The following is a 24340-nucleotide window of genomic DNA, read 5'->3' on the forward strand; positions in this document are numbered from 1 at the left end:
TGGCGGAGCGGGAGAAAAATGACGCTGGCGGGAGCTTACGGCAGGCCGGGACGGCTTGGCAAAGCGGCGGCGTGACCCACGCCACGGGCGGGCCGCGACGATGCCCGATGACGGCGCGCAGGGAACGCCCCCTCGTTCAAATCGGTCAACTGCGGCACAATGCGCCCCTGCGCCGGAACCCGGCGCTTTCTGCCCGATTCTCCGATGTCCTATGAATTCCTCGTCGGCCTGCGCTACACCCGCTCCAAGCGGCGGGCGCAGGGCCGCAACCGCTTCATCTCATTCATCTCGCTGGTGTCGATGCTGGGTATCGCGCTCGGCGTGGCGGCGCTGATCGTCGTGCTGTCGGTGATGAATGGTTTCCAGCGCGAGCTGCGCACGCGCATCCTCGGCGTCGCCTCCCATGTCCAGGTCAGTGGCTTCGACGGCGAGCTGGCCAACTGGCAGCGGGTGGCCGACGAGGCGTCCAAGCATCCGCGCGTGAAGGCGGCGGCGCCTTTCGTGCAGGCCCAGGGGATGCTCTCCTTCGATCAGACGGTGCGCGGCACCTTGATCCGTGGCGTGCTGCCCGACGCCGAGGACCGGGTGGCCGATTTCGCCAGCCACATGCGCGTGGGGCGCCTCGACGATCTGCAGGCCGGCGGGTTCGGGATCGTGCTCGGTGCCGATCTGGCGCGGGCCCTGCATGTCTCGGAGGGTGACAAGGTGACCCTGATCGCGCCCCAGGGGCTGGTGACGCCGGCGGCGATCCTGCCGCGGGTGAAGCAGTTCCGGGTGGTGGGCATCTTCGAGGTGGGGATGTACGAATACGATTCGAGCCTCGCGCTGGTCCATCTGCAGGACGCCCAGGCGCTATACCGCATGGAAGACCGGGTGAGCGGGGTGCGCCTCAAGCTCGACGACTTGTTCGAGGCGCCGCGGGTGGCCCGCGAGCTGATGAAATATCTCGACGCCGACACCTTGGTGTCGGACTGGACCCGGAGCCACGCCAATTTCTTCCGGGCGGTGCAGATCGAGAAGAACGTGATGTTCATCATCCTGCTGCTGATCGTCGCGGTGGCGGCGTTCAACATCGTGTCGACGCTGGTGATGGCGGTGCAGGACAAGCAGGCCGACATCGCCATCCTGCGCACGCTGGGGGCGAGCCCGGGGTCGATCATGGGCATCTTCGTGATCCAGGGGGCGCTGATCGGCTTCATCGGCCTGGCGATCGGCGTGGCCGGCGGGGTGCTGCTGGCGCTCAACATCGACGTGGTGGTGCCGGCCATCGAGCGCCTGTTCGGGGTGCAGTTCCTGGCCAAGGACGTCTATTACATTTCCGACCTGCCCTCCGAGCTGCTGTGGTCGGACGTGATCGCGATCACCGCGGTGTCCTTCGTGCTCACGCTCGTGGCGACGTTGTACCCCAGCTGGCGCGCGTCGCGGCTCAACCCTGCGGAGGCCCTGCGCTATGAATGACGACGCCGTGATCGAATGCAGTGGGCTGTCGAAGTCCTTCCGCGAGGGCGCGGATGCCGTCGAGGTGTTGCGCGACGTGAGCCTGTCGGTGGCGCCGGGCGAGCGGGTGGCGGTGGTGGGCTCGTCGGGTTCGGGCAAGAGCACCTTGCTGCATCTGCTGGGCGGGCTCGATGTGCCTTCCGCCGGCGAGGTGAAGCTGCTCGGGCGTAATTTCTCGACGATCTCCGACGCCGAGCGGGGCCGCCTGCGCAACGAGTCGCTGGGCTTCATCTACCAGTTTCACCACCTGCTCGCTGAATTCTCGGCGGTCGAGAACGTGGCCATGCCGCTGTTCGTGCGGCGCATGCCCAGGGACGAGGCGCTCGCCCGTGCCGCCGAGACGCTGCGCGCCGTGGGCCTCGGCCACCGGCTCGATCACACCCCGAGCGAATTGTCGGGCGGCGAGCGCCAGCGTGCGGCCATCGCCCGGGCGCTGGTCACCCGGCCGGCCTGCGTGCTGGCCGACGAACCCACCGGCAACCTCGACCGCCAGACCGCCGAGAAGGTGTTCGCGCTGATGCTCGAACTGGCCGAGCTGCAGGGCACCGGCTTCGTCATCGTGACCCACGATCCGCAGCTCGCGGCGCGGGCGACGCGGGTCTTGCGCCTGCAGGACGGGGTGCTGGCCGAGGGCGACTGAGGCGGATTGCGGATTTCCCGTATTTTCCTTGGGGGCATCTCAAGTTTGCCGGCGGGCGGGTCGATAAGGGGCTAATCGGGTCAACGGCGACCCACGCCTTTCCGGAGACATCATGAAAGCCCTTTTCGCGCCCGCGGTTGCCATGCTCAATCGCATGCGTTACCCGAAGAAGTTCGCCTTGCTGGGCGTGATTGCCCTGCTAGTGATCGGCTCATTGCTGGTTCAGCTGGCGAGCACCCTGAGCGAGAGCATCGTCGTCGCCGAGAAGGAGCGCGACTCCCTCGGCCGGGTGCCTCATCTGCTCAAGGTGATCCAGCTCACCCAGCAGCATCGTGGCCTCTCGTCCGGCGTATTGAACGGCAACGAATCGATGCGCCCGGCCCTGCAGAAGAAGACCGAGGAACTGGCCGCCGCGGTGCGCACCGCCGAACAGAATCTCGCCAGTTCGGTGTCGCCGATGGCGGTCAGGCGCTGGGACGAGGTCAAGCGCGCCTGGCAGGCGCTGGAATCCGGCGGATTGCAGATGAAGCCCCGCGACAACCTGCAGGCCCACTCGGCGCTGATCCGCAACGAGGTGCTGACGCTCCATGACCTGGGCGACCAGGGCAATCTGACCCTCGACCCGTCGGCCGACAGCTACTACCTCATCGACAACATCATCCACCGCGTGCCGGATGTTTCCGAGCGCCTCGGGCGCCTGCGCGCGCTGGGCACCGGCGCCCTGTCGGCCAAGGCGGTGGACGATCAGCGCCGCTTCGACATCAGCTCGCAGCTGGGCGAGCTGAACATGACGCTGGCCGACTTCAACGAGAACCTGCAACGCGCGGGCGAGGCCAATCCCGCCTTAAAGCCGTCGCTCGACAAGCTCTCGCAAGAGTTCAACGCAGTCACCACCAAGGTCATCGACGTGCTGCAGCAACACATCCTGAAGGGCGATTTCGAGATGGCGCCGGCGGCCTACTTCGAGTTGACCACCGGGGCCATCGACATGACCTTCGCCAAGACTTTCGGCGAACTGATCCCCGAAACCGACAGCCTGTTGGCCAAGCGCGCGGCTGCCGATCGCCACGCCTTCCTCGTCCATGCCTCGATGTCCGGCGTCGCCGTGCTGGTGCTGATCTACCTGGCCATCGCGTTCTGCATGGCGGTGATGCAGTCGGTGCATGAACTGCGCGCCGGCGCCCGTCAGCTGGCGGAATGCAACCTGCAGGCCCGCACCGAGTTCTCGGCCCACGACGAGCTGCGCCTGGTGGCCGATCAGTTCAACGAGATGGCTCAGTCCTTCGCGCACGTGATCGGCAAGCTGCAGCGGGGCGCCACCGACGTGGCCGGTGCGGCCGAGTCCCTCGCCCAGTCGGCGTCGCGGGTGTCCTTCGGCTCCGAGCAGCAAAGCTCGGCGGCGTCCAGCATGGCGGCGGCGGTCGAGGAGATGACCGTCGGCATCGAGGAAATCGCCACCAGCGCGTCGGCCGCCGAAGGCATTTCGTCCACCTCCGGGCGGCTGTCGGCGGAGGGCGGCGTGGTGGTCGAGAAGACGGTGGCGGAGATGGAGCGCATCGCCGGTTCGGTGCGCGATTCGGCGACGGTGATTCAGGAACTGGGCGACCAGTCGGCGCAGATTTCCACCATCGTCAATTCGATCAAGGAGATCGCCGATCAGACCAACCTGCTGGCCCTCAACGCGGCGATCGAAGCGGCGCGGGCCGGCGAGAGCGGACGCGGTTTCGCGGTGGTGGCCGACGAGGTGCGCAAGCTGGCCGAGCGCACCGCCAAGGCTACCGGCGAGATCACCGGTATGGTCACGTCGATCCAGAACGGCACGGCCAAGGCGGTCGATACCATGCAGGACGGCGTCGCGCGGGTGCAGGAAGGCGTGGTGCTGGCCGAGCAGGCGGGCACGTCGATGAGGGAAATCCACGCCGGCGCGACCCAGGTGGTGGGCGCGGTCACCGACATTTCGGCGGCGCTGCGCGAGCAGGGTGCGGCCAGCACCGAGATCGCCCGCAACGTCGAGCGCATCGCCCAGATGGCCGAGCAGAACAGCGCGGCCGTGCGCGATACCGCCGACACCGCGCGGCGCCTGGAAGAACTGGCGCGTCAGCTACGTGAGGAAGTGGCGCACTTCCAGATCTGAACCCCCGCGGCTGCGGCCCGACTCCGACGCCCCGCTGCGCCATCGTGCGCACCGGGGCGTCGGCTTATGGATGCGCCGTGCGTGGGGGAGGGCGGTCGCCGCGTCGCGGCCTGGCCTGCCCTGCGACTAGTCGGGCAGCAGGGCGCTTTCGAGCTCCTGGCGGCCCTGGGGCGAGGCCATCGCGATGACCAGCTGACCGGGTTCGAGCATGAAATCCTTGGCCGGATTGAAGATCACTTCCTCATGCCGGCGCACGGCCAGCAGCACGTAGTTGGGGCTGCGCAGGCGCAGGGTATCGAGGGCGCGCGGGGTGAAGTTGTCGGGCACGCGCACCTCCTCGAGGCGCAGCTTGAGTTCCGAGCGCAGCATCTCGTCGAGGAAGGACACCACGTGGGGCCGGATCATGCTGGAGGCGATCCGCATGCCGCCGGTGAAGTCCGGCGAGATCACGCTGTCGGCGCCGGCCTTGCGGAGCTTCTCGGCGTTGCGCACCTCGTGGCAGCGGGCCACCACGCGGATCGTCGGGTTGAGCTGGCGGGCGGTGAACACGATCATCAGGTTGCGGCTGTCGTCGCCCGTGACGGCGAACACGCCCTGGGCGTCCATGATGCCGGCCGACAGCAGCAGGTCGTCGTCGCTGGCGTCGCCGCCCAGGTAGACCAGCCCCGGCAGGCGCTCGCGCTGGGATTCGAGCGCCACCTCGTCGGCGTCGATGGCGACGAAGTGGCGGTGGGTGGTGGTCAGCTCGTTGGCGACGTTGCGCCCGACCCGGCCGAAGCCGCAGATGATGTAATGGCCATGGAGCTTGCGAATCTGCTTTTCCATGCGTCGTCTCCGCAGGGTGTAATCGAGGTCGCTTTCGAGGAAGAAAACGGTCAGGCTGGTGAAGAGGAAGGTCACCGCGCCGAAGCCCGCGAGGGCGATCAGGCCGGCGAACAGGCGCTCGCCGAAGCCGTCGATCTGCACGACTTCGCCGTAGCCCACGGTGGTGACCGTGATGATGGTCATGTAGAACGCGTCGGACAGGTTGGCCGAATCGCCGCCGGCGATGTAGAAGCCGGCCGTGCCGACGACCATCAGCGCCACCAGGAATCCGGCGGCGAAGTAGATGCGCAGCAGGATGCGCGGCAGCTGGCTGTGGCGCTTGGCCGGCACCGCGGCGGATTTCTTGCGTTTGCGCAGGTGGAACAGGCGGCGCAGGAGGGCGAGGACGTAGCTGATCTTCAAGGGTTGCGCTTTCGGCGCTGGTGCCAGTGGTGGATGAGGTAGCTCCGCCAGGCGAGGCGGGTGAGCAGGTAACCGGCCACCGAGAGCCCCGACGCCAGCACGATGAGGCCGAGCATCAACGGCTGGCCCAGCCCGGCCATCCAGCTGGCGAGCGCCTGGAGCCAGTCGCCCAGGCCCGTGCCGCCCCATTCGGGCGGGGCGGTGAAGTCGCCGCCGTCCTTGCCGAGAATCCACTCGCCGATGGCGAACGCCGCCACGTAGAGCGGCAGGATCGTGAGCGGGTTGGTGTACAGCGTGGTGAACAGCGCCAGGGGCAGATTGACCCGGAAGGCCAGGCAGCACATTGCTGCGCCCAGCATCTGGAAGGGGCCGGGGATGAGGCCGCAGAACAGCCCCACCGCCACCGCGCCGGCCGCGGAGTGGCGGTTGAGGTGCCACAGGCGGGGATGGAACAGGGTTGTGCCGAAAGGGGCGAGCCAGCGGTTGGCGGCGAGCGCCTCGTGATCCGGCAGGTAGCGCTTGAGCAGTCGTCGCATGGTGTGGTGATGGGTGCCGGCGGGCGATACCCGTGTCTTCTGGAGGGATTCTAACCGAGTCGTCGCGACTTGGTGTTTGCCGCACGGAACGGCCGTTTTCGGCTAGATTGCGGGTCATGCGGATTATCGTGATGGCATTTGCGGCGGGCATTCTGGCCTGCCAGCTGGGGGCGACGCTGGCGTCGTCGGAGGCGCGTCTGGTGGCCCTGGGTGTGGCGCTGGTCAGCGGCGTGCTGGCCGGCTGGTTGCGGCGGCGGACCTGGGTCCGGTGCGCGCTGCTGGCCGTGACGGCGGCGGCGCTGGGCTGGAGCTGGGCCGGCTGGCGAGCCGAGCTGCGTCTGGCGGACGCCCTGCCGGCCGAGTGGGAAGGGCGCGACGTGGTGCTGACCGGCGTGGTCGCGTCACTGCCGCAGGATTTCGAGCGCGGCCTGCGCTTCGTCTTCGAGGTGGAGGAGGCCGCCGCGCCGGTGCCGCGCCGGCTGTCGCTGGCTTGGTACGCGGGGCTGCGAGACGACGAGACGCACACCGTGCCCGCGCTCCATGCGGGCGAGCGCTGGCGGCTCACGGTGCGGCTCAAGCGCCCGCACGGCAACGTCAATCCCCACGGCTTCGACTACGAGGGCTGGCTGCTCCAGCAGGATCTGCGCGCCACCGGCTACGTGCGCCCGGCGGACGCCAATCTGCGCCTCGATGCCTTCGTGCCAGGGCTGATGAACGGCGTCGAGCGTTTGCGCGAAGACGTGCGCGCGCGCTTTCGCCAGGCCTTGCCCGACGCGCCCTACACCGGCGTGCTGGTGGCCCTGGCGGTGGGCGACCAGCGGGCGATTGCGCCCGAGCTGTGGCGCACCTTCGCGGCCACGGGCATTTCGCATCTGGTGGCGATCAGCGGCCTGCACGTCACGATGATGGCGGCGCTGTGCGCGGCGGCGGTCGGCTGGGCGTGGCGTCGCGTGCCCCGCCTGGCACTGCGCTGGCCGGCGCAACAGGCGGCGGTGGTGGCCGGTTTCGTCACGGCGCTGGCGTACTGCCTGCTGGCCGGCTGGGGCGTGCCGGCCCGGCGCACCCTGTTCATGCTCGGCTGCGTGGCGCTGGCGATCGCCGCGCGACGGGAGACGGCGCCGAGCCGCGTGCTGGCGGTGGCCCTCGGGCTGGTCCTGGTGCTCGATCCGTGGGCGGTGCTGGCGGCAGGGTTCTGGCTGTCGTTCGGGGCGGTGGCGCTGCTGCTCTTCGTCGGCAGCGGACGCCTTGCCCGTGACGGACGCTGGCGCGAGGCGCTGCGCGCCCAGGGGGCGATCACCGTCGGGCTGGTGCCTGCGCTGTTGGTGCTGTTCCAGCAGTTCTCGGTGGTGTCGCCGATCGCCAACGCGTTTGCGATTCCGCTGGTGAGCTTCGTCGTCACGCCGCTGGCCATCGCCTACGCGCTGGTGCCGCTGCAGATGCTGGCCGATCTGGCCCACGCCGCCTTCGCGCTGACGATGCTGCCGGTGCGCGCGCTGGCGGAGCTGCCGTGGGCGGCGTGGCAGCAGGCCGCACCGCCGCCGGCCCTGGCGCTGGCGGCGACCCTGGGCTGCCTGTGGGCGCTGCTGCCCCGGGGGACGCCGGCACGCTGGGTCGGGCTGGTGCCGCTGGTGCCGCTCCTGCTGTGGACGCCGCCACGCCCGGCGCCCGGCGAGGCGCAGGTGGCGGTGCTCGACGTGGGCCAGGGCCTGGCGGTGCATGTCCAGACCGCCGCCCACGATCTCGTGTTCGATACCGGCCCGGCGTTCTCGGCCGACGCCAACAGCGGCGAGCGCATCCTGCTGCCGTACTTGCGGGCGGCCGGGGTGCGACGGCTCGACACGCTGGTGGTCACCCACCAGGACAACGACCACGCGGGTGGTGCCGAAGCGCTGCTCGCCGGCATTCCGGTGGCGACGGTGCGCAGCTCGCTGCCGCCCAACCATCCGGTGCGCCTGATCGCCGGCCGCCGTGATCTGCCCTGCGCCGCCGGGCAGGCCTGGGACTGGGATGGGGTGCGCTTCACCGTGCTCCACCCGGCCCAGGCCAGCGATGCGGTGCCGCGACGGACCAACGACATCGCCTGCGTGCTGCGCGTCGAAGCGGGGGGACGGCGTCTGCTGCTTACCTCCGACATCGAGGCGGGCGCGGAGGCCGAGTTGATCGCCCGCGATGCCGTCGGGCTCGCCAGCGACGTGGTGGTGGTGCCGCACCATGGCAGCCGCACCTCGTCGACGCCGGCTTTCATCGCCGCCACCCGGCCGCGATGGGTGATCTACCCGGTGGGCTATCGCAACCGCTTCCGCCACCCCAACGCGGCGGTGGCCCAGCGCTGGGCGGACGCCGGCGCCGGGGTGCGCCGCACCGACGCCGGCGGGGCGATCGTGTTCCGCCTCGGCGCCGCGCCGCCCCGGCTCGAGGCCGCGCGCGATCTGGCGCCGCGCTACTGGCACGGGCGCTGAAACCGGGCGCTCGCCGTCCGGTGCTATGCTTGGCGTCTCCGCCTCCGGGCCACTCGAACCGCCATTGCCATGAACCTCGTCTCGACCCTTCGCCAGTTGCTTGCCGCGTCGTCGTCCTGTTCCGTCGTGCCGTCGGGCTGCGGGGAGGCGGCACCGCGCGAGCGCAGCGTGCAGTGCGCCAACCCCCACGGCCTGCATCGCATCGCCTACACCGAGTGGGGCGACCCCGACAATCCACGGGTGCTGCTCTGCGTGCACGGCCTGACCCGCAACGGGCGCGATTTCGACGACCTCGCCCGCGCGCTGTCCGGCCACTACCGGGTGGTCTGCCCGGACGTGGTCGGCCGTGGCCGCAGCGGCTGGCTGCCGGTCAAGGACGACTACCAGCTGCCCACCTACGTGGCCGACATGGTCACGCTGATTGCCCGGCTCGACGTGGCGTCCGTGCATTGGGTGGGCACCTCGATGGGCGGGCTGATCGGGATGTTGCTAGCCTGCCTGCCGGACAACCCGATCCGCCGCTTGGTGCTCAACGACGTGGGGCCGGTGATCACCGCGGCGTCGATCCAGCGCATCGGCCAGTACGTCGGGCGGGCGCCGCTGTTCCCGCGTTTCGAGGACGCCGAGGCCTACATCCGGGCGGTGAGCACGCCTTTCGGGGCGCTCACCGACGCCCAGTGGCGGCACCTTACCGCCACCTCGGTGAAGGAGGTCGAAGGCGGCTGGGCGATGCGCTACGACCCGGGCATCGGCGAGCCCTTCCGCAAGTCGCCGACGGTGGAGGACGTCAGCCTGTGGGCCGTCTATGACGCGATCCGCTGTCCGACGCTGGTGATGCGCGGCGCCGAGTCCGATCTGCTGCTGCGCGAGACGGCGCTGGAGATGGGGCAGCGCGGGCCGCGGGCGACGCTGGTCGAAGTGCCGGCCGTCGGCCACGCGCCGACCCTGATGGACCCGGCGCAGATCGCGCCGATCCGTGATTTCCTGCTGGCGGAGGACTGATGTCGGGTTCCTGGTTCAATGCCTTCAGCGTGGCCGACTGGGTTGCGCTGGGGTGGTTCCTGGCCTGCTGGGCGGGCTACGGCTGGGTGGTGGAGCACGGCCCGCTGGGCGGGCGCCACGGGCTGCTCGCGGCGAGTCACCATTTTCGTCTGGAATGGGGCCGGCAGATGCTGCGCCGGGAGGTGCGGGTGGCCGATTCGTCGCTGGTCGGCAATCTGATCCAGAGCGTCTCGTTCTACGCCAACACCACGATCTACGTGATCGCGGGCCTGCTGGCGCTGCTGGGCACGATGGACAAGCTGATCGACGCCGCCGCCGACCTGCCCTTTGCCCGTCACGTCTCGCGGGACGTGTGGGAGGTGAAGCTGCTCCTGCTGCTGGTGATCTTCATCGTGGCGTACTTCAAGTTCACCTGGTCGCTGCGCCAGTTCAACATGCTGTCGATCCTGATCGGCGCCGCGCCGCCGCCGGGCGAGGGCAGCGAGGCGTTCGCCCAGCGTTTCGCGAAGATCAACTCGCTGTCGGGCGACGAGTTCAACCGAGGCATCCGGGCGTATTACTTCGGGCTGGCGGCGGTGTCGTGGTTCGTGCAGCCGTGGCTGTTCTTCATGGCGACGACGGCGATCGTGCTGGTGCTGTACCGACGGGATTTCCGCTCGCAGACGCTGGAGGCGATGCGCAGCTGAGCTTCATGCAAAAACAGCAACAATCCGGGTTGGATTGTTGCTGTTCTGGCAAGAACGAACGGGCCGGGGATGCGCGACGCGCACCCCGGTTTTTCATTCCTGCTTGAGCTTCACGGATACCGAATTGATGCAGTAGCGCAGGCCGGTGGGGGCGGGACCGTCCTCGAAGACGTGGCCCAGGTGGGCGCCGCATTCCTTGCACAGGACTTCGGTGCGGACCATGAAATGGCTGCGGTCCTCGGCTTCCTCGATGTTGTCGGGTTGGGCCGGGGCGTAGAAGCTGGGCCAGCCGCAGCCCGAGTCGAACTTGTGCTCGGACGAGAAGAGCGGGGCGCCGCAGCAGGTGCACGCGTACTGGCCGGCCTCGTGGCAATCCCAGTAGCGGCCGGTGAAGGCGCGCTCGGTGCCTTTCTGGCGGGTGACGTGGTATTCCTCGGGCGAGAGCTGGGCGCGCCATTCGGCGTCGGTTTTTTCGATCTTGCGGGTCATGGTGATCTCCGGGTCGGGGTTCCGGATGGAGCGGGCGGCGGGCGGGAAGGTTCCCGCCCGCGGGGGTGCCGGGAGGACGTCAGTGCAGGTGCTTGGGCATCTGCTCGGCGTCTTCTTCGGGCAGTTCGGCATGAACTGCCTCGCCGTCGGGCGAGGGGTACATCGGCGCGCCGCAGTCGTCGCAGTATTCCATCGGAAACTCGTTGTCGAGGATCAGGATGTCGGCGATGCCGCAGGCGCGCAGGGTGGTTTCGATCTCGGCGAGGGTCTCGCTGCTTTCGTCCTCGGCGCCCAGCAGCGGCCATACGACGCCGTGTACCACTTCGTTCTGGCCGCGGCGGGTGAATCCGATGCGGTATTCCTCCACCTGACGGTCGAAGAAGGGCGCGACGACGGCGCGCAGGCCGGCGGCAGGCGCGTCGAGGGTGGTGGACAGGAAGGCCGCGGAGGCCTGGATCGAGTAGGGCCGCGAGGCTTTGTCGGCTTCGCGGCTGGCGGCGAAGTAGGCGTTGGGCAGCACCACCTCGAAAGCGCAGCCGGTGAGCAGCGGGGCGATGCAGGCACCGCCCTGGGCGCGCCACTGCTCGAGGGCCTGCTCGCGGGTGCAGTCTTCTTCCTGCCAGCGGAAGATCGGCGCACCCTTGGGCACCACGACGGCACCCAGCAGGTAGCGGGTGTCGGAGAGGAACTGGGCGGTCTCGGGCAGGTTGTCGGTCTTGATGTGCAGGTCGGTGTCGTTGCCGGCGGCCTTGCCCAGGTGGGTGGCGAAGTCGGCGGTGGCACAGTAGCCCTGCGGGAGCTGGTCGGGGCTGAACAGGAAGTCGGCGAGGGCCAGCCGAACCTCGGAGGCGAGCACGTGGGCCTTGAGGTGCACGCGCAGGTTCGCCATCACCGCGGCGGCGATCGGCGCGGCGGGAATGCGGTAGCGCGACCAGGCCATCACCGGCGCGGCGATCAGCAGCACGTCGTGCTGGTCGTCGGACTTGAGGGCGCCTTCGGCCCGCGACTCGATCATGTCCGCGAGTTCGTCGTAGGCGTGCGGGCTGGCGGTGGAAAGGTGGTCGAGGGCGGTGTTGAGGGCGTCCTCGTCCTCGGCGTGGAGCAGGTTGTCCACGGCGTCGGCCAGGCGCTGGTCCCAGAAGTGGTCTTCGGCACGGCTGCTGGAGTCGGCAAGGCCGTTGGCGAGCCACAGGAGCTGTTCGGCGTCGCGCGGCAGTCCGCCGCGGCGCCCGAGTCGGTTACGTTTCATCGGGGCTCTCCTTGTTGATGGGAATTGGACAGGAAGCGGCGCCGCACGATCCCCACCCGTGAGGGCAGGGGGAGGTGCTGCGCCGATCGGCGGTCAGTACGACTGCGGGTCGAGGCGGACTTCCTGAAGAATGATGGTGGAGATTTCTTCGATGGATTTGGCGGTGGAGTCGAGCCACTTGATGCCTTCGCGCTTCATCATGCGCTGGGCGGCTTCGATCTCGTGCAGGCAGTTCTCGATGGAGGCGTAGCGGCTGTTGGGGCGGCGTTCCTGGCGGATCTGCGAGAGGCGGTCGGGGCCGATGGTGAGACCGAACAGCTTGCCGCGGTGGCGGCCGAGCTCCTCGGGCAGGCGGTTGCGCTCGAAATCCTCGGGAATCAGCGGGTAGTTGGCGGCCTTGATGCCGAACTGCATCGCCAGGTAGAGGCTGGTGGGCGTCTTGCCGGAGCGGGAGACGCCCACCAGGATCACGTCGGCCTCGGCGAGATCGGCATGGGAGACGCCGTCGTCGTGGGCGAGGGTGAAGTTGATCGCTTCGATGCGCTTCTTGTAATCCTGACTGTCGGCGATGCCGTGGAAGCGACCGGCGGCGTGGGTGGAACGCTGGCCCAGTTCGTTCTCGAGGGGTTCGATGAACTTCTCGAACAGGTCGAGAAACAGGGCGTCGGCCTCGCGCAGGGCGGCCACGGCGACCGGATCGACGAGGGTGTTGAAGACGATGGGGCGCATCCCGCTCTCGACCGCCGCGTCGCGGATGCGCTGGGCGCAGTCGCGGGCCTTGTCGGGGGAATCGACGAAGGGCAGGCGATGGTTGCGGAAGCGGGTTTCGGGAAACTGGGCGAGGAGACTGTGGCCGAGGGTCTCGGCGGTGATGCCGGTGCCGTCGGAGACGAAGAAAACGGGGCGGGTCTGGCTCATGGCTATGGCAGCGGATAAGGAGCGGCGGATAAGGACAGGTTCGCGTGACCGGCTCGCGCCGGGCAATGGAGCATCTTATCCCATTCCGCCCGCTCCGCGCCCGTGGCGCGCGTCCCGACGCGGCGTGGCAGGCTGCACGCATTAGGATAAACCCCCAATGTCGCAGAGCAGCAAACCTCTTACAATGCGGCCCAGAAAAACATTCCATATTGTTTTCAATTTCTCCCAGGAAAATTTTTCATGGCACGTAACGTCATTCCGTTCCAAGAACTCCGCATGACCGATGTCGAGCAGGTTGGCGGCAAGAACGCCTCCCTCGGCGAGATGATCAGCCAGCTGCCTGCCAGCGTGCGCGTGCCCGGTGGCTTCGCCACCACCGCCGACGCCTACCGCAAGTTCCTGTCCCACCAGGGCCTGGCCGAGCGCATCAGCGCCGCCCTTGCCACCCTGGACGTGGATGACGTCGTGGCCCTCGCCAAGAACGGCGCCCAGATCCGCCAGTGGATCGTCGATACCCCCTTCCCGCCGGAACTCGAAGCCGAGATCAAGGCCGCCTACGAGCAGCTGACCGCTGAAGGCGAAGGCAGCTTCGCGGTGCGCTCGTCCGCCACCGCCGAGGATCTGCCCGACGCCTCCTTCGCCGGCCAGCAGGAATCCTTCCTGAACATCCACGGCTACGAGAACATCCTGCACGCCATCAAGGAAGTGTTCGCGTCGCTGTACAACGACCGCGCCATCGCCTACCGCGTGCACAAGGGCTTCACCCATGCCGAGGTCGCCCTGTCGGCCGGCGTGCAGCGCATGGTCCGCTCCGACATCGGCGCCTCCGGCGTGATGTTCACGATGGACACCGAATCCGGCTTCGACGGCGTGGTGTTCATCACCGCCTCCTACGGCCTCGGCGAAACCGTCGTGCAGGGCGCGGTCAATCCGGACGAGTTCTACGTTCACAAGGCCACCCTGGCCGAAGGCAAGCCGGCGGTGATCCGCCGCAACCTGGGCTCCAAGCTCATCAAGATGGTGTTTGCCGAGAAGAAGGAAGCCGGCAAGTCCACCCGCACCGTCGACGTGCCTGAAGCCGACCGCAACGTGTACTCCCTGACCGACGCCGACGTGCTCGAGCTGGGCCGCTACGCGATGATCATCGAGAAGCACTACGGCCGCCCGATGGACATCGAGTGGGGCAAGAGCGGCGACGACGGCAAGCTCTACATCCTCCAGGCCCGCCCGGAAACCGTGAAGAGCCAGCAGTCCGGCCACGTGATGGAGAAGTACCGCCTCAAGCAGTACGGCAAGTCCCTCACCCACGGTCGCGCCATCGGCCAGAAGATCGGCGCCGGCCAGGTCCGCATCGTCAAGGACGCTTCCGAGATGAACCGCGTGCAGGCTGGCGACGTGCTCGTCACCGACATGACCGACCCGAACTGGGAGCCGGTGATGAAGCGCGCCTCCGCCATCGTCACCAACCGCGGCGGCCGTACCTGCCACGCGGCGATCATCGCCCGTGAGCTCGGCATTCCGGCCATCGTCGGCTGCGGCAACGCCACCGAAGTGCTGGACGAGAACGACGAAGTCACGGTCTCGTGCGCCGAAGGCGACACCGGTTACGTATATCGCGGCAAGCTGGATTTCGAAGTGGTCACCACCGACACCGGCAACCTGCCCGAGATCCCCGTCAAGATCATGATGAACGTCGGCAACCCGGAGCTGGCCTTCGAGTTCGCCCAGATCCCGAACGGCGGCGTGGGCCTGGCCCGCCTCGAGTTCGTCATCAACAACATGATCGGCATCCACCCGAAGGCGATCCTCGAGATCAACCAGGTGCCGGCCAGCCTGCGCAGCGAGATCCTGCGTCGCTCCCGCGGCTACGCCACGCCCAAGCAGTTCTTCATCGAGAAGCTGGTCGAAGGCGTCGCCACCATCGCCGCCGCCTTCTATCCGAAGCCCGTCATCGTCCGCCTGTCCGACTTCAAGTCGAACGAATACCGCAAGCTGCTCGGCGGCGAGATCTACGAGCCGGAAGAAGAAAACCCCATGCTGGGCTTCCGTGGCGCGTCCCGCTACATCGCCCACAGCTTCCGCGACTGCTTCGAGATGGAATGCGCCGCGATGAAGAAGGTGCGCAACGAACTGGGCCTCACCAACGTGCAGCTGATGGTGCCCTTCGTGCGTAACCTCGACGAAGCCAAGGGCGTGGTCGATCTGCTGGCCGAGCACGGCCTCAAGCAGGGCGAGAACGATCTCAAGCTCATCATGATGTGCGAGATCCCCTCCAACGCCATCCTGGCCGAGCAGTTCCTGCAGCACTTCGACGGTTTCTCGATCGGCTCCAACGATCTGACCCAGCTCACCCTGGGCCTGGACCGCGACTCCGGCCTGGTGGCCCACTCCTTCGACGAGCGCGACCCCGCGGTCAAGCAACTCCTGTCGATGGCCATCCAGGGCGCCAACAAGCTCGGCAAGTATGTCGGCATCTGCGGCCAAGGCCCCTCGGATCACCCCGATCTGGCCGAATGGCTGATGGACGAAGGCATCCAGACCATCTCCCTGAACCCGGACACCGTGGTGGACACCTGGCTGAAGCTGGCCGCCCATGGCAAGGGCGAATGATCGAGCCTCAAGGCTGACACGCTGTAAATGAAGCCGGCCCGTCGAAAGACGGGCCGGTTTTGTTTTGTGGGGCTGCGCTGACCCGAGCTACGGACTGGAGTGGGTTGCAGCTTCCCCCTCAACGCGGGTCAGGCTGGTGGTTGGAGCCCAATGCGCTGCGCGCGGATGTGTCGTGGTGCGCAGCGACGGCCTTTTGCCGCCGGCTGGACGTGCAGTTGTGGGCGAAGGGCGACCGCCCCGTGGGCTGGGGGCTGCGTCTGCTGACGGCGACCGCGTGGCGGCGCGCGGCGGCACCGGACGAGCGGCGTATGGGCAGGGGCATGGCATGGTGTGACTTGCCGACAGACGTCGATCTCATGAGTCCGGATGAATTCTTGTTGATCTCGCCGGCATCTGTCCTCGGCTTCCGCCTCTGCCTGGCCCCCGCACCCACGACGGGCTGACCTGCCCGCCCGTTGACCTTGTTCAAGCCGGCGTAGCCCTCCGCCGCTAGGGCGCGGAATGTCGACAACCCGTGGATCGGCTTCTGCAATCAGGGATGGAACGCCCCACGCCGCATCGAGGACGTCTTTCCGCCCCTGGTTTGCTGCTTGCACCCCGTGTACAGGTCCTGCACCGCGGCGATTTGTTTCAATCATAGCTAAAACCCTTATCTCGTCCGGTGATCGTCGTGTTCACGGCTATGAATGAAGAACTACGCCGCGGTGTACTTCTTCATTCATAGCTTGAACCCTTAATGACAAGCCGTGAAGTAAGGGTTCAAGCTATGGTTGATGTCCTACGAGGCGTTGACATCGAGGAGCGGGCGCGTGGTGTCGTCCTCGCGCCAGCGGCGATAAGGCGGCGGGGGCGTATCGAGCTGACGGCGAGTGTGATCCTCATCGCTGCCCGTGGCACAGCCCTCCGCCGGCCCGATGACGTGATCCCTCGCAATGCGCGCGTCCCGGTCTCCGGCAGCGCCGACGATTGGGTGGCAGTGAGCTTCACCCCGAGCCAGGCCTTCGGTCCGCGTGGCTGTCATATTTTTCTGGGGCCGGATCGTTACGCTTGCATCACCCTGCTAAATAAATGCTAAGTTGCTTCGCGCGGCGCAGAGCCGGAGGCGTGGGTTTGGAAAAGGAGCGGGCATGAGTCTCGAATGGTGGCACTGGATCGTGCTGGGGATTGCGCTGGTGATCGCGGAGCTGGCGGTGCCGGCGTTCTTCGTGATCTGGTTCGGCCTGGGGGCGCTGTCGGTCGGGCTCTTGCTGGCCGTGCTGCCGTTGGGCGAGACGGCGCAGGTGGCGCTGTGGATCGTGGCCTCGCTGGCGATGGTGGTGCTGTGGTTCAAGGTCTTCAAACGGGGCGAGTATCTGCGTTCGAAGACCCGGGCGGGCCAGTCGGATGGCGATTCGATCGGCGAGATCGGCCTGATGTCGAAGGCGGCCGAACCCTTTGCCCGTGGCCGGGTCCGTTTCCAGAAGCCGCTGCTCGGCGCGGAGGAGTGGGAATGCATGGTCGATGCGCCGATTGCCGTCGGCGAGCGGGTGCGGGTGGTGGCGGTGGAAGGCAGTTTCCTGAAGGTCGTGAAGGTGTGAGGAGCAGGCAATGAGCAATGCGATGACGGTGGTGCTGGCGATTCTGGTGTTCGTGGCGGTGACCATCGCCAAGGGGGTGCGCATCGTGCCCCAGGGCGAGGAGTGGATCGTCGAGCGGCTGGGTAAATACTTCGGCACCCTCAAGCCGGGCCTCAACATCATCATTCCCTACCTGGACAAGGTGGCCTACAAGCTGGTGACCAAGGACATCATCCTCGACGTGCAGGAGCAGGAGGTGATCACCCGCGACAACGCGGTGATCCTCACCAACGCCATCGCCTTCCTCAAGGTGACCGATCCGGTGAAGGCGGTGTATGGGGTGACGGATTTCTCCGAGGCGATCCGCAACATGATCATGACCACCCTGCGCTCGATCATCGGCGAGATGGAGCTGGACGAGGCGCTTTCGAGCCGCGACAAGATCAAGGCGCGCCTGCGCGAGAGCATCGCCGACGAGGCGGTGGATTGGGGCCTGACGGTGAAGTCCGTGGAGATCCAGGACATCAAGCCGTCGCCGTCGATGCAGAAGGCGATGGAGCAGCAGGCTTCCGCCGAGCGGGAGCGCAAGGCCGTGGTGACCCGGGCCGAAGGCGCCAAGCAGGCGGCGATTCTCGAGGCCGAGGCGCGGCTGGAGGCATCAAAGCGCGACGCCAACGCGCGGGTGATGCTGGCCGAGGCGTCGGCCGAGGCGATCCGCCGGGTGGCGTCGGCGGTGGGCTCCGACACCACGCCGATGCTCTACATGCTGGGCGAGAAGTACATCGCGTCGCTGGAGCGCATGGGCAGCACCGACAACGCCAAGGTGGTGGTGCTGCCGGCCGATCTGCAGGAGGCGGTGCGCGGCCTCTTCGGCGGCAAGGCGGGCAAGGGCTGAGGGCTCGGCCGGGGCTTCGTCATCGGCGCCGGGCCATGTAGCATTGCGCCATGCTTGCCTACATCGTCCGACGCCTGCTGTACGCGCCGCTGATCCTCATCGGCGTCAATCTGCTCACTTTCGCGCTGTTCTTCGTGGTCAATACGCCCGACGACATGGCGCGGATGCAACTGGGCGCCAAGCGCGTGACGCCCGAGGCCATCGAGCGCTGGAAGGTCGAGCGCGGCTACGATAAGCCGCTGATGTTCAACGCCGCGGCCGATGGCGCGGGCAAGCTCACCGATACGATCTTCTTCGACAAATCCCTGCGCATGTTCGCCTTCGACTTCGGCCGGGCCGACGATGGGCGCGACATCGCCACCGAGATCACCACGCGGATGGGGCCGTCGCTGGCCATCGCGCTGCCGACCTTCGTGCTGGGGCTGTTCGTGACGATTTCCTTCGCGTTGCTGCTGGTGTTCTTCCGGGCGAGCTATCTGGATTTTGCCGGTGTGGTGCTGTGCGTGGCGATGATGTCGATCTCGGGGCTGTTTTACATCATCGGCGGACAGTGGCTGGTGTCGAAGGTGTGGCATCTGGTGCCGATCTCGGGTTATGGCGGGGGGCTGGACGCCAGCCGCTTCCTGGTGCTGCCGGTGGTGATCGGGGTGATCTCGGGCATTGGCGGCAGCGCCCGCTGGTATCGCACGATCTTCCTCGAGGAGGCCGGCAAGGACTACGTGCGCACGGCCCGCGCCAAGGGGCTGTCGGAACTGGAGGCGCTGTTTCGCCACGTGCTCAAGAACGGCATGATTCCGATCCTCACCGGCGTGGTGGTGGTGATTCCGTCGCTGTTCATGGGCAGCTTGATCTCCGAATCCTTCTTCGGCATTCCGGGCCTCGGCAGCTACACCATCGACGCGATCAACGCGCAGGATTTTCCCGTGGTGCGGGCGATGGTCTTCATCGGTTCGCTGCTCTACATCGTCGGCCTGATCCTGACCGACCTGTCTTACACGCTGGTCGACCCCCGGGTGAGGCTCGAATGATGGCCGTCCAACCGCTGGTCCTGTGGACCGACCTGCTGCTCTTCGGCCTGATCGGATGCATCGCCCTGGCCGCGTGGGGTGCCCGCCGCAGCGAGCCCATGCGCGACGCGTGGCGGCGGGTGGGCGAAAGCGGCGTGGGGATGACGGCGCTCACCGTGCTGGCGTTCTTCCTGCTGATCGGCGTGCTCGACAGCCTTCACTACCGCGAGCGTCTGGCACCCGCCGGCGGCGCGTCGGATACCCATCCGCAATTGTCCACCGAGGTACGCAGCGCCCTCGACGCGCTGGGCGCGCCGCTGCGCAACCGGGTCGAGAAGACGTACTCGGCGCCGCTGGCCTATCAGCTGTTTGCCAAGCAGACCGTCGAGGCGGACGACGGCAGCCAGCGTCGCGAGTTTCCGCGCCTCAAGTTTGGCGGTGCCAACCTGCGCTATCCGGCCGAAGACCAGTTGGGTGACATCCTTGGCCGGGTCGGCATCGGGCTGGCGGTGGCGGGGGTCGGCTGGATGGTGGTCGCGGCGCTGCTGACCCAGGGCGTGGCCCTGTCGCGCCGCGTGCCGCGGGGCGCCGCATGGCGGGCAATCTGGCGGGGCAAGGGCGGGCTGGCCTGGCGGGCGGTGCTGGCGACGCTCGCCGTGGTGTTCCTGCTGGCCGGGCCGGTGCTGGCGCTGGCGACGGAGTACCACGTCTTCGGGACGGACAAGGTCGGACAGGATGTGCTGTTCCTCACCCTCAAGAGCATCCGCACGGCGCTGGTGATTGGAACGCTCACCACGCTGGTGACGCTGCCGCTGGCGGTGGCGCTCGGCATCATGGCGGGCTACCTGGGTGGCTGGGTGGATGACGTGATCCAGTACGTTTACACCGTGCTCAACTCGATTCCCGGCGTGCTGCTGATCGCCGCCGCGGTGCTGATGATGCAGGTGGTGATCGACACCCATCCGCACTGGTTCGAAACCGCTGCCGAGCGCGCCGACGCGCGCCTGCTGGCGCTCTGCGTGATCCTCGGCATGACCAGCTGGACCAGCCTGTGCCGCCTGCTGCGCGGTGAAACCCTCAAGCTGCGGGAGCTCGAATACGTCCAGGCGGCGCGGGCTTTCGGGGTGTCCACGCCGCGCATCCTGGCGCGCCACGTGCTGCCCAACCTGATGCACCTGGTGCTGATCGCGTTGGTGATGGATTTCTCAGGGTTGGTGCTGACCGAGGCGGTGCTGTCCTACGTGGGCATCGGCGTCGATCCCGGCACGGTGAGCTTCGGCACGATGATCAACGCCGCGCGGATGGAACTCGCCCGCGAGCCGATGGTGTGGTGGAGTCTGGTGGCGGCCTTCGTGTTCATGTTCGTGCTGGTGCTGGCCGCCAACCTGTTTGCGGACGTGGTCCGCGACGCCTTCGATCCTCGCGGCTGAGGGTGCGTGCCGATCAGGCGGGTGTCTTGCGCCGGCGGGCCGGCTTGGGCTTGAGCAGGCCGAGCTGACCCTCGATCGCGTCGGAGATGGTGGCCGGGTCTGACACCATCGCCGCGTCGGCCAGCAGCCCGACCTGGTAGCGCCCGTCGTAGCGCACGACGCTGATCGCCAGTCCCAGATCGCCCGAAGGCGGGCTCCAGAACATCTGTTCGACGATACGCGCGCCGGCCAGGTAGCGCGCCTGCCGCGCGCCGGGCACGTGGCAGAGGATCGCGCTGCTCTTGGTGGCCAGCAGCTTGAGCGCCTGCAATTGCACCGCACGGGGCGTCTGGCCGATGAGGCTGAACAGGCCGAGCGCACGCTGGGCGTCATAGGTGTCGGTGAAGGCATTGACCCGGCGGTGGGTTTCGGCGAGCCGGTCGAGCGGATCGGCGATGCCGACCGGTAGTTCGATCGGCATGAAGCCCCAGCGATTGCCGAGCACGTCGTCGGTGCCCTCGCTGCGCAGATTGACCGGCATGAGGGTGCGCAACTCGACGCTGGCGGTGGTGGCCCCCTGGCGTTGCAGGTAATCGTGGAGCGCGCCGCCCAGGCTGGCGAGGAGCACTGCGTTGGGCGAGGTGCCGGTTGCTTCGGCGATGGCGAGCACGGCCGACTCGGGCAGCAGGCCGCTCCAGCTGGCGCGCTTGACGCCGCTCGGCTCGCCCTTCAGGAAGGTGTGGCTGTCGTCGCGCAGGCCGGCCAGCTTGCCGATCTCGAGCGCCAGGGCCGTGCTGGCGCGGGCGTAATCGAAGACCTGCTGGGGGTTGAGAAGCAGGCTCAGGTATTTCGCCCACACCGCGCCGGACAGTTTGATGCCGTCCACCATGGCGTCGGTGAGCGGGGCATAGAGGCGATCGAAGAAGTTGGGTACGGCTGGCGGCGGAGGCAGGCTCGCGGCCACCGGGCTGGCGTCGGTGAGCGATTGCAGCACGCCGATCAGCGCGATGCTGTCGGCAATGCATTGGTGGACCCGGGCAATCAGCGCGCTGCCGCCCCGATAGCGCGTGACGAGGTGGAGCTGCCACAGCGGCCGGGCGGGGTCGAGGGGCGTGGCGGCCAGTTCGCCGACCAGTTGCCGGAGTGCAACCGTCTCGTCGCCGGGCGGCAGGGCGACCGGCACGATGTGGGCGTCGAGGTCGACCTGGCCGCTCTCCCAGATTGCGCCGACGGTATCGCGCAGCACGTGCTGACCGAAGCGCTCCATGGGCAGCAGGCGGGTGCGCAGGCACTCGGCGACGGCGGCGCGGTCGAGCGGCGTTTCGAGGATCAGCACGCCGACGACCTGCATGAGATTGGTGTTCCGCTCGATCTGCAGCCAAGTCATGTCGAGGCTGCCAAGTCGTTCCAGCGTGCTCATGGGCGTCTCCAGTGTGGTTCGTCGACCGGCCCGACGCCGGCCCTCCCGCAAGATTCTGCGCCGATTTGCAGTGCTTCGGAAGGCCAAAGGCGCGCTGTCGCGCATGGTTAAAGATCGGGTGTGGCGGTGCCGTTACAAACCTATCAACCGTGAGAGTGCGCCTTGCCTGCCGGGCCTCAAAATATCAGCAATGAATATCCTTCCCTCGCCCCGCCCCGAAGAGTTGGTGGAGTTTCTCGAAGACGAGGAAGCTTCTGTCGTCGTGTCGGCCGAGGGGCGATGGAAGGTGCTGATCGTCGATGACGACGCCGAGGTGCATCAGGCCACCCGTTTCGCGCTCAAGGGCGCACAGATCGTCGGCCGAGGGTTGGAGCTGCTTCACGCCTTTTCCGCGCAGGAGGCTCGCGCGCTGCTGGGCAAATGCCGCGATGTGGCGGTGATCCTGCTCGACGTGGTGATGGAGCGCCACGATGCGGGGCTGCGGCTGGTGCGGGTGATCCGCCACGAGCTGGGCCTCAACGACGTGCGGATCATCCTGCGCACCGGGCAGCCGGGCTATGCGCCGGAGCTCGGCGTGATCCGCGAGTACGACATCAACGACTACCGCACCAAGGCCGAGCTGACCCACACCCGGCTGATCACCACCCTGACCGCGGCCATCCGCGCTTACGAGCAGATCTGCAGCCTCAACGCCAACCGCCGGGGCTTGGAGTTGCTCATCGAGACAGGCAATCAGCTATTCATTCCCCGCGACGTCGGGGCCTTCGCCAGCGTGGTGCTGCAGCATCTGGGCAGCCTCCTCGGCAGTCCCGTGAATGCGATCTTCTGCGGACCACTGGCGTGGCACGGTGTGCCCGGCGATCAGGAGGAACTCGGCGTGATCGCGGCCACCGGCGCGTACGCCGCCTGGTCGGGCCGCGGGCTGGGCGAGCTGGGTGATGCGCCGCCGCGTCGGGCCTTCCGACATGCGCGTGCCAAGGGCGGGCACGTGTTCGAGGCGACCTCCTGCTGCCTGTACCTCGGCCGCATCCACGGCAAGGAAGCCATGGTTTATCTGGATCTGCCGGTTGTCGCCAACGAACTGACCCGGCGCCTGATCGAAGTGCTGTGCGTCAACTTGCGGGTCGGCTTCGAGAACGTCGTCCTCTTCCAGCGCCTCAATTTCTTCGCCTACTTCGATCCCCTCACCCGACTTCCCAATCGCACGCGCTTCCTCGACGATCTCGACGGCCGTCTGCCGATCCTCGCGGCGGCGGGTTGGACGCTGGGCATCATCGACATCGTGCGTTTCTCTGAACTCAACGACGCGCTCGGGCATCGCAGCGGTGACATGCTGCTCGTCGAGGTGACGCAGCGGCTGCAGGCGCTGCTCGGGCCCGACGCGCTGGTCGCGCGCGTGGCGGGTGATGCGTTCGGCGTGTGCTGGCTGCCAGGGGCAGGGGGCGTCGGTGCGGTGCTCAATGTCTTTTCGGCGCCCTTTGCTGTGCGCGGGCACTCGATTCCGATGCGCGCACGTGCCGGCTTCGTGAGCGTCGCGCAGATTTCCGGAGGCGCCGTCGAGCTCCTCAAGCGCGCGAACCTGGCGCTCAGTCACGCCAAGCAGGAGGGCGATCAGCACTGGCGCTTCTTCTCGACCGAGATGGAGTCGTCTACCCAGAACCGCGTTCAGCTCCTCAACGAGCTGCGCTCGGCCCTGCATCTACACAAGGGACTCGAGCTGCACTACCAGCCCCAGGTGTCTCCGCTGCATGGACAGGTGGTCGGTTGCGAGGCGCTGATCCGCTGGATCAAGCCCCATGGCGAAATGGTGGCGCCGGATGTATTCATCCCGCTGGCCGAATACACGGGCCTGATCGTCGAGATTGGCGATTGGGTGTTCGCCGAAGCCTGTCGCCAAATCGTGCGCTGGGACAATGAAGGCCTGCCGCGCTTCCGAGTTGGCATCAACATCTCCGCTGCTCAGTTCCGGGAGCCGGATTTCGTCGCCAAGATTGCCGCCACGATCGCGACGACCGGCGTCAATCCGGCCCGGCTTGAGCTGGAGATCACCGAATCCGTGGCCATGGAAGATCCCGAGTCGGTCGCGCGGCAATTGCGAGAGTTGAAAGCGCTGGGGTTGCGGGTCGCGGTGGATGACTTCGGCTGTGGCTTTTCATCGCTGGGTAGCCTGAACCGGCTTCCCTTTGACCGGGTGAAGATCGACAAGGCCTTCGTGCGCGAGCTCACGCCCGAGACGTCGGAAGACTGCATCGCGACGATGATCGTTAAGCTGGCTAGGAGCCTGGGACTTGAAGTGACTGCCGAAGGTGTGGAGACGGAATCCCAGGCGCGTCTGCTCGAAGAAATGGGCTGCAAGGAAATGCAAGGCTACCTATACGGAAAGCCGATGAATGCCCATGCGCTCGAGGCGTGGATTCGCGGAAGGGCGACTTGAGTGAGGATCAGGCAGGATTTTTATATTTACCGTCTCAATGGTGTTGACAGTTTCTGATAGTTCTTTATAATTCGGCCTCTTTCGCAGCGACGCTTTCGGCGGGATTGGAAGTGTGGCGGTGAGGAGGCTGGGTTTGCGGGGTATTGCAGACTTGGGGCGTTAAGCGGTGCGA

Annotated in this window: 18 protein-coding genes; 12 read left to right on the top strand and 6 right to left on the bottom strand. The window is 67.3% G+C overall.

Annotated elements, in window-relative coordinates; genetic code table 11:
* Nucleotides 1-204: 204 nt before the first annotated feature.
* The 3 genes from ACE3P2_RS09445 to ACE3P2_RS09455 all read left to right on the top strand — a co-directional run bounded on the left by ACE3P2_RS09445 (nucleotide 205) and on the right by ACE3P2_RS09455 (nucleotide 4271).
* The gene (locus ACE3P2_RS09445) at nucleotides 205-1458 is read left to right on the top strand and encodes a lipoprotein-releasing ABC transporter permease subunit (RefSeq protein WP_374263758.1); all 1254 of its coding nucleotides are present in this window, start codon (nucleotides 205-207) and stop codon (nucleotides 1456-1458) included.
* Nucleotides 1451-2137, top strand: a complete 687-nt coding sequence (gene lolD, locus ACE3P2_RS09450; RefSeq protein WP_374263760.1) for a lipoprotein-releasing ABC transporter ATP-binding protein LolD — start codon at nucleotides 1451-1453, stop codon at nucleotides 2135-2137. The genes ACE3P2_RS09445 and lolD overlap by 8 nt, the downstream gene beginning before the upstream one ends.
* 112 nt (nucleotides 2138-2249) lie before the next feature.
* Nucleotides 2250-4271 (top strand): methyl-accepting chemotaxis protein, encoded by a 2022-nt coding sequence (locus ACE3P2_RS09455; RefSeq protein WP_374263762.1) that lies wholly within the window; start codon nucleotides 2250-2252, stop codon nucleotides 4269-4271.
* Nucleotides 4272-4397: 126 nt separating this feature from the next.
* On the opposite strand, the gene ACE3P2_RS09460 is transcribed toward ACE3P2_RS09455, so the two are convergent.
* Both ACE3P2_RS09460 and ACE3P2_RS09465 read right to left on the bottom strand, forming a co-directional pair.
* Nucleotides 4398-5498 carry a TrkA family potassium uptake protein gene (locus tag ACE3P2_RS09460; RefSeq protein WP_374263764.1) on the bottom strand — a complete coding sequence of 367 codons (1101 nt, stop codon included), beginning with the start codon at nucleotides 5496-5498 and terminating at the stop codon, nucleotides 4398-4400.
* Complete coding sequence (locus ACE3P2_RS09465) at nucleotides 5495-6034, bottom strand: DUF2062 domain-containing protein (RefSeq protein ID WP_374263765.1); 540 nt, start codon at nucleotides 6032-6034, stop codon at nucleotides 5495-5497. Before ACE3P2_RS09465 ends, ACE3P2_RS09460 begins: the two co-directional genes overlap by 4 nt.
* A 131-nt stretch (nucleotides 6035-6165) precedes the next feature.
* Here ACE3P2_RS09465 and ACE3P2_RS09470 point away from each other — a divergent pair, with 131 nt between their 5' ends.
* The 3 genes from ACE3P2_RS09470 to ACE3P2_RS09480 all read left to right on the top strand — a co-directional run bounded on the left by ACE3P2_RS09470 (nucleotide 6166) and on the right by ACE3P2_RS09480 (nucleotide 10181).
* Nucleotides 6166-8493 (top strand): DNA internalization-related competence protein ComEC/Rec2, encoded by a 2328-nt coding sequence (locus tag ACE3P2_RS09470; RefSeq protein ID WP_374263767.1) that lies wholly within the window; start codon nucleotides 6166-6168, stop codon nucleotides 8491-8493.
* Between the two features lie 69 nt (nucleotides 8494-8562).
* Nucleotides 8563-9495: an alpha/beta fold hydrolase gene (locus tag ACE3P2_RS09475; protein WP_374263769.1), complete on the top strand. Its 933-nt coding sequence runs from the start codon at nucleotides 8563-8565 to the stop codon at nucleotides 9493-9495.
* A complete protein-coding gene (locus ACE3P2_RS09480; protein WP_374263771.1) occupies nucleotides 9495-10181 on the top strand; it encodes a DUF599 domain-containing protein in 687 nt (228 codons plus the stop codon). Before ACE3P2_RS09475 ends, ACE3P2_RS09480 begins: the two co-directional genes overlap by 1 nt.
* Before the next feature lie 93 nt (nucleotides 10182-10274).
* On the opposite strand, the gene msrB is transcribed toward ACE3P2_RS09480, so the two are convergent.
* The 3 genes from msrB to ACE3P2_RS09495 form a co-directional block, all read right to left on the bottom strand.
* The gene (msrB, locus tag ACE3P2_RS09485; protein ID WP_374263773.1) at nucleotides 10275-10670 is read right to left on the bottom strand and encodes a peptide-methionine (R)-S-oxide reductase MsrB; all 396 of its coding nucleotides are present in this window, start codon (nucleotides 10668-10670) and stop codon (nucleotides 10275-10277) included.
* A 79-nt stretch (nucleotides 10671-10749) separates the two neighbouring features.
* Nucleotides 10750-11919: a DUF2863 family protein gene (locus ACE3P2_RS09490; protein WP_374263775.1), complete on the bottom strand. Its 1170-nt coding sequence runs from the start codon at nucleotides 11917-11919 to the stop codon at nucleotides 10750-10752.
* Between the two features lie 93 nt (nucleotides 11920-12012).
* Nucleotides 12013-12837: a pyruvate, water dikinase regulatory protein gene (locus tag ACE3P2_RS09495; RefSeq protein ID WP_374263777.1), complete on the bottom strand. Its 825-nt coding sequence runs from the start codon at nucleotides 12835-12837 to the stop codon at nucleotides 12013-12015.
* A gap of 240 nt (nucleotides 12838-13077) precedes the next feature.
* Between ACE3P2_RS09495 and ppsA the strand changes: the two genes are divergently transcribed.
* The 5 genes from ppsA (at nucleotide 13078) to ACE3P2_RS09520 (ending at nucleotide 20335) form a co-directional block, all read left to right on the top strand.
* On the top strand, nucleotides 13078-15447 hold the full coding sequence (ppsA, locus tag ACE3P2_RS09500; protein ID WP_374263779.1) for a phosphoenolpyruvate synthase: 2370 nt from the start codon (nucleotides 13078-13080) through the stop codon (nucleotides 15445-15447).
* Nucleotides 15448-16574: 1127 nt separating this feature from the next.
* Nucleotides 16575-17024 (top strand): NfeD family protein, encoded by a 450-nt coding sequence (locus tag ACE3P2_RS09505; RefSeq protein ID WP_374263781.1) that lies wholly within the window; start codon nucleotides 16575-16577, stop codon nucleotides 17022-17024.
* Between the two features lie 10 nt (nucleotides 17025-17034).
* Complete coding sequence (locus ACE3P2_RS09510) at nucleotides 17035-17898, top strand: SPFH domain-containing protein (RefSeq protein ID WP_374263783.1); 864 nt, start codon at nucleotides 17035-17037, stop codon at nucleotides 17896-17898.
* Nucleotides 17899-17948: 50 nt separating this feature from the next.
* The gene (locus ACE3P2_RS09515) at nucleotides 17949-18926 is read left to right on the top strand and encodes an ABC transporter permease (RefSeq protein ID WP_374263785.1); all 978 of its coding nucleotides are present in this window, start codon (nucleotides 17949-17951) and stop codon (nucleotides 18924-18926) included.
* The gene (locus tag ACE3P2_RS09520; protein WP_374263793.1) at nucleotides 18926-20335 is read left to right on the top strand and encodes an ABC transporter permease subunit; all 1410 of its coding nucleotides are present in this window, start codon (nucleotides 18926-18928) and stop codon (nucleotides 20333-20335) included. The genes ACE3P2_RS09515 and ACE3P2_RS09520 overlap by 1 nt, the downstream gene beginning before the upstream one ends.
* 13 nt (nucleotides 20336-20348) lie before the next feature.
* On the opposite strand, the gene ACE3P2_RS09525 is transcribed toward ACE3P2_RS09520, so the two are convergent.
* Entirely contained in the window at nucleotides 20349-21734 is a 1386-nt protein-coding gene (locus ACE3P2_RS09525; RefSeq protein ID WP_374263787.1) for a WS/DGAT domain-containing protein, read from the bottom strand.
* A 190-nt stretch (nucleotides 21735-21924) separates the two neighbouring features.
* Between ACE3P2_RS09525 and ACE3P2_RS09530 the strand changes: the two genes are divergently transcribed.
* Entirely contained in the window at nucleotides 21925-24168 is a 2244-nt protein-coding gene (locus ACE3P2_RS09530) for an EAL domain-containing protein (protein WP_374263789.1), read from the top strand.
* Nucleotides 24169-24340: the final 172 nt, after the last annotated feature.

It is taken from the genome of Zoogloea sp. (assembly GCF_041911615.1).
Lineage (GTDB): Bacteria > Pseudomonadota > Gammaproteobacteria > Burkholderiales > Rhodocyclaceae > Zoogloea.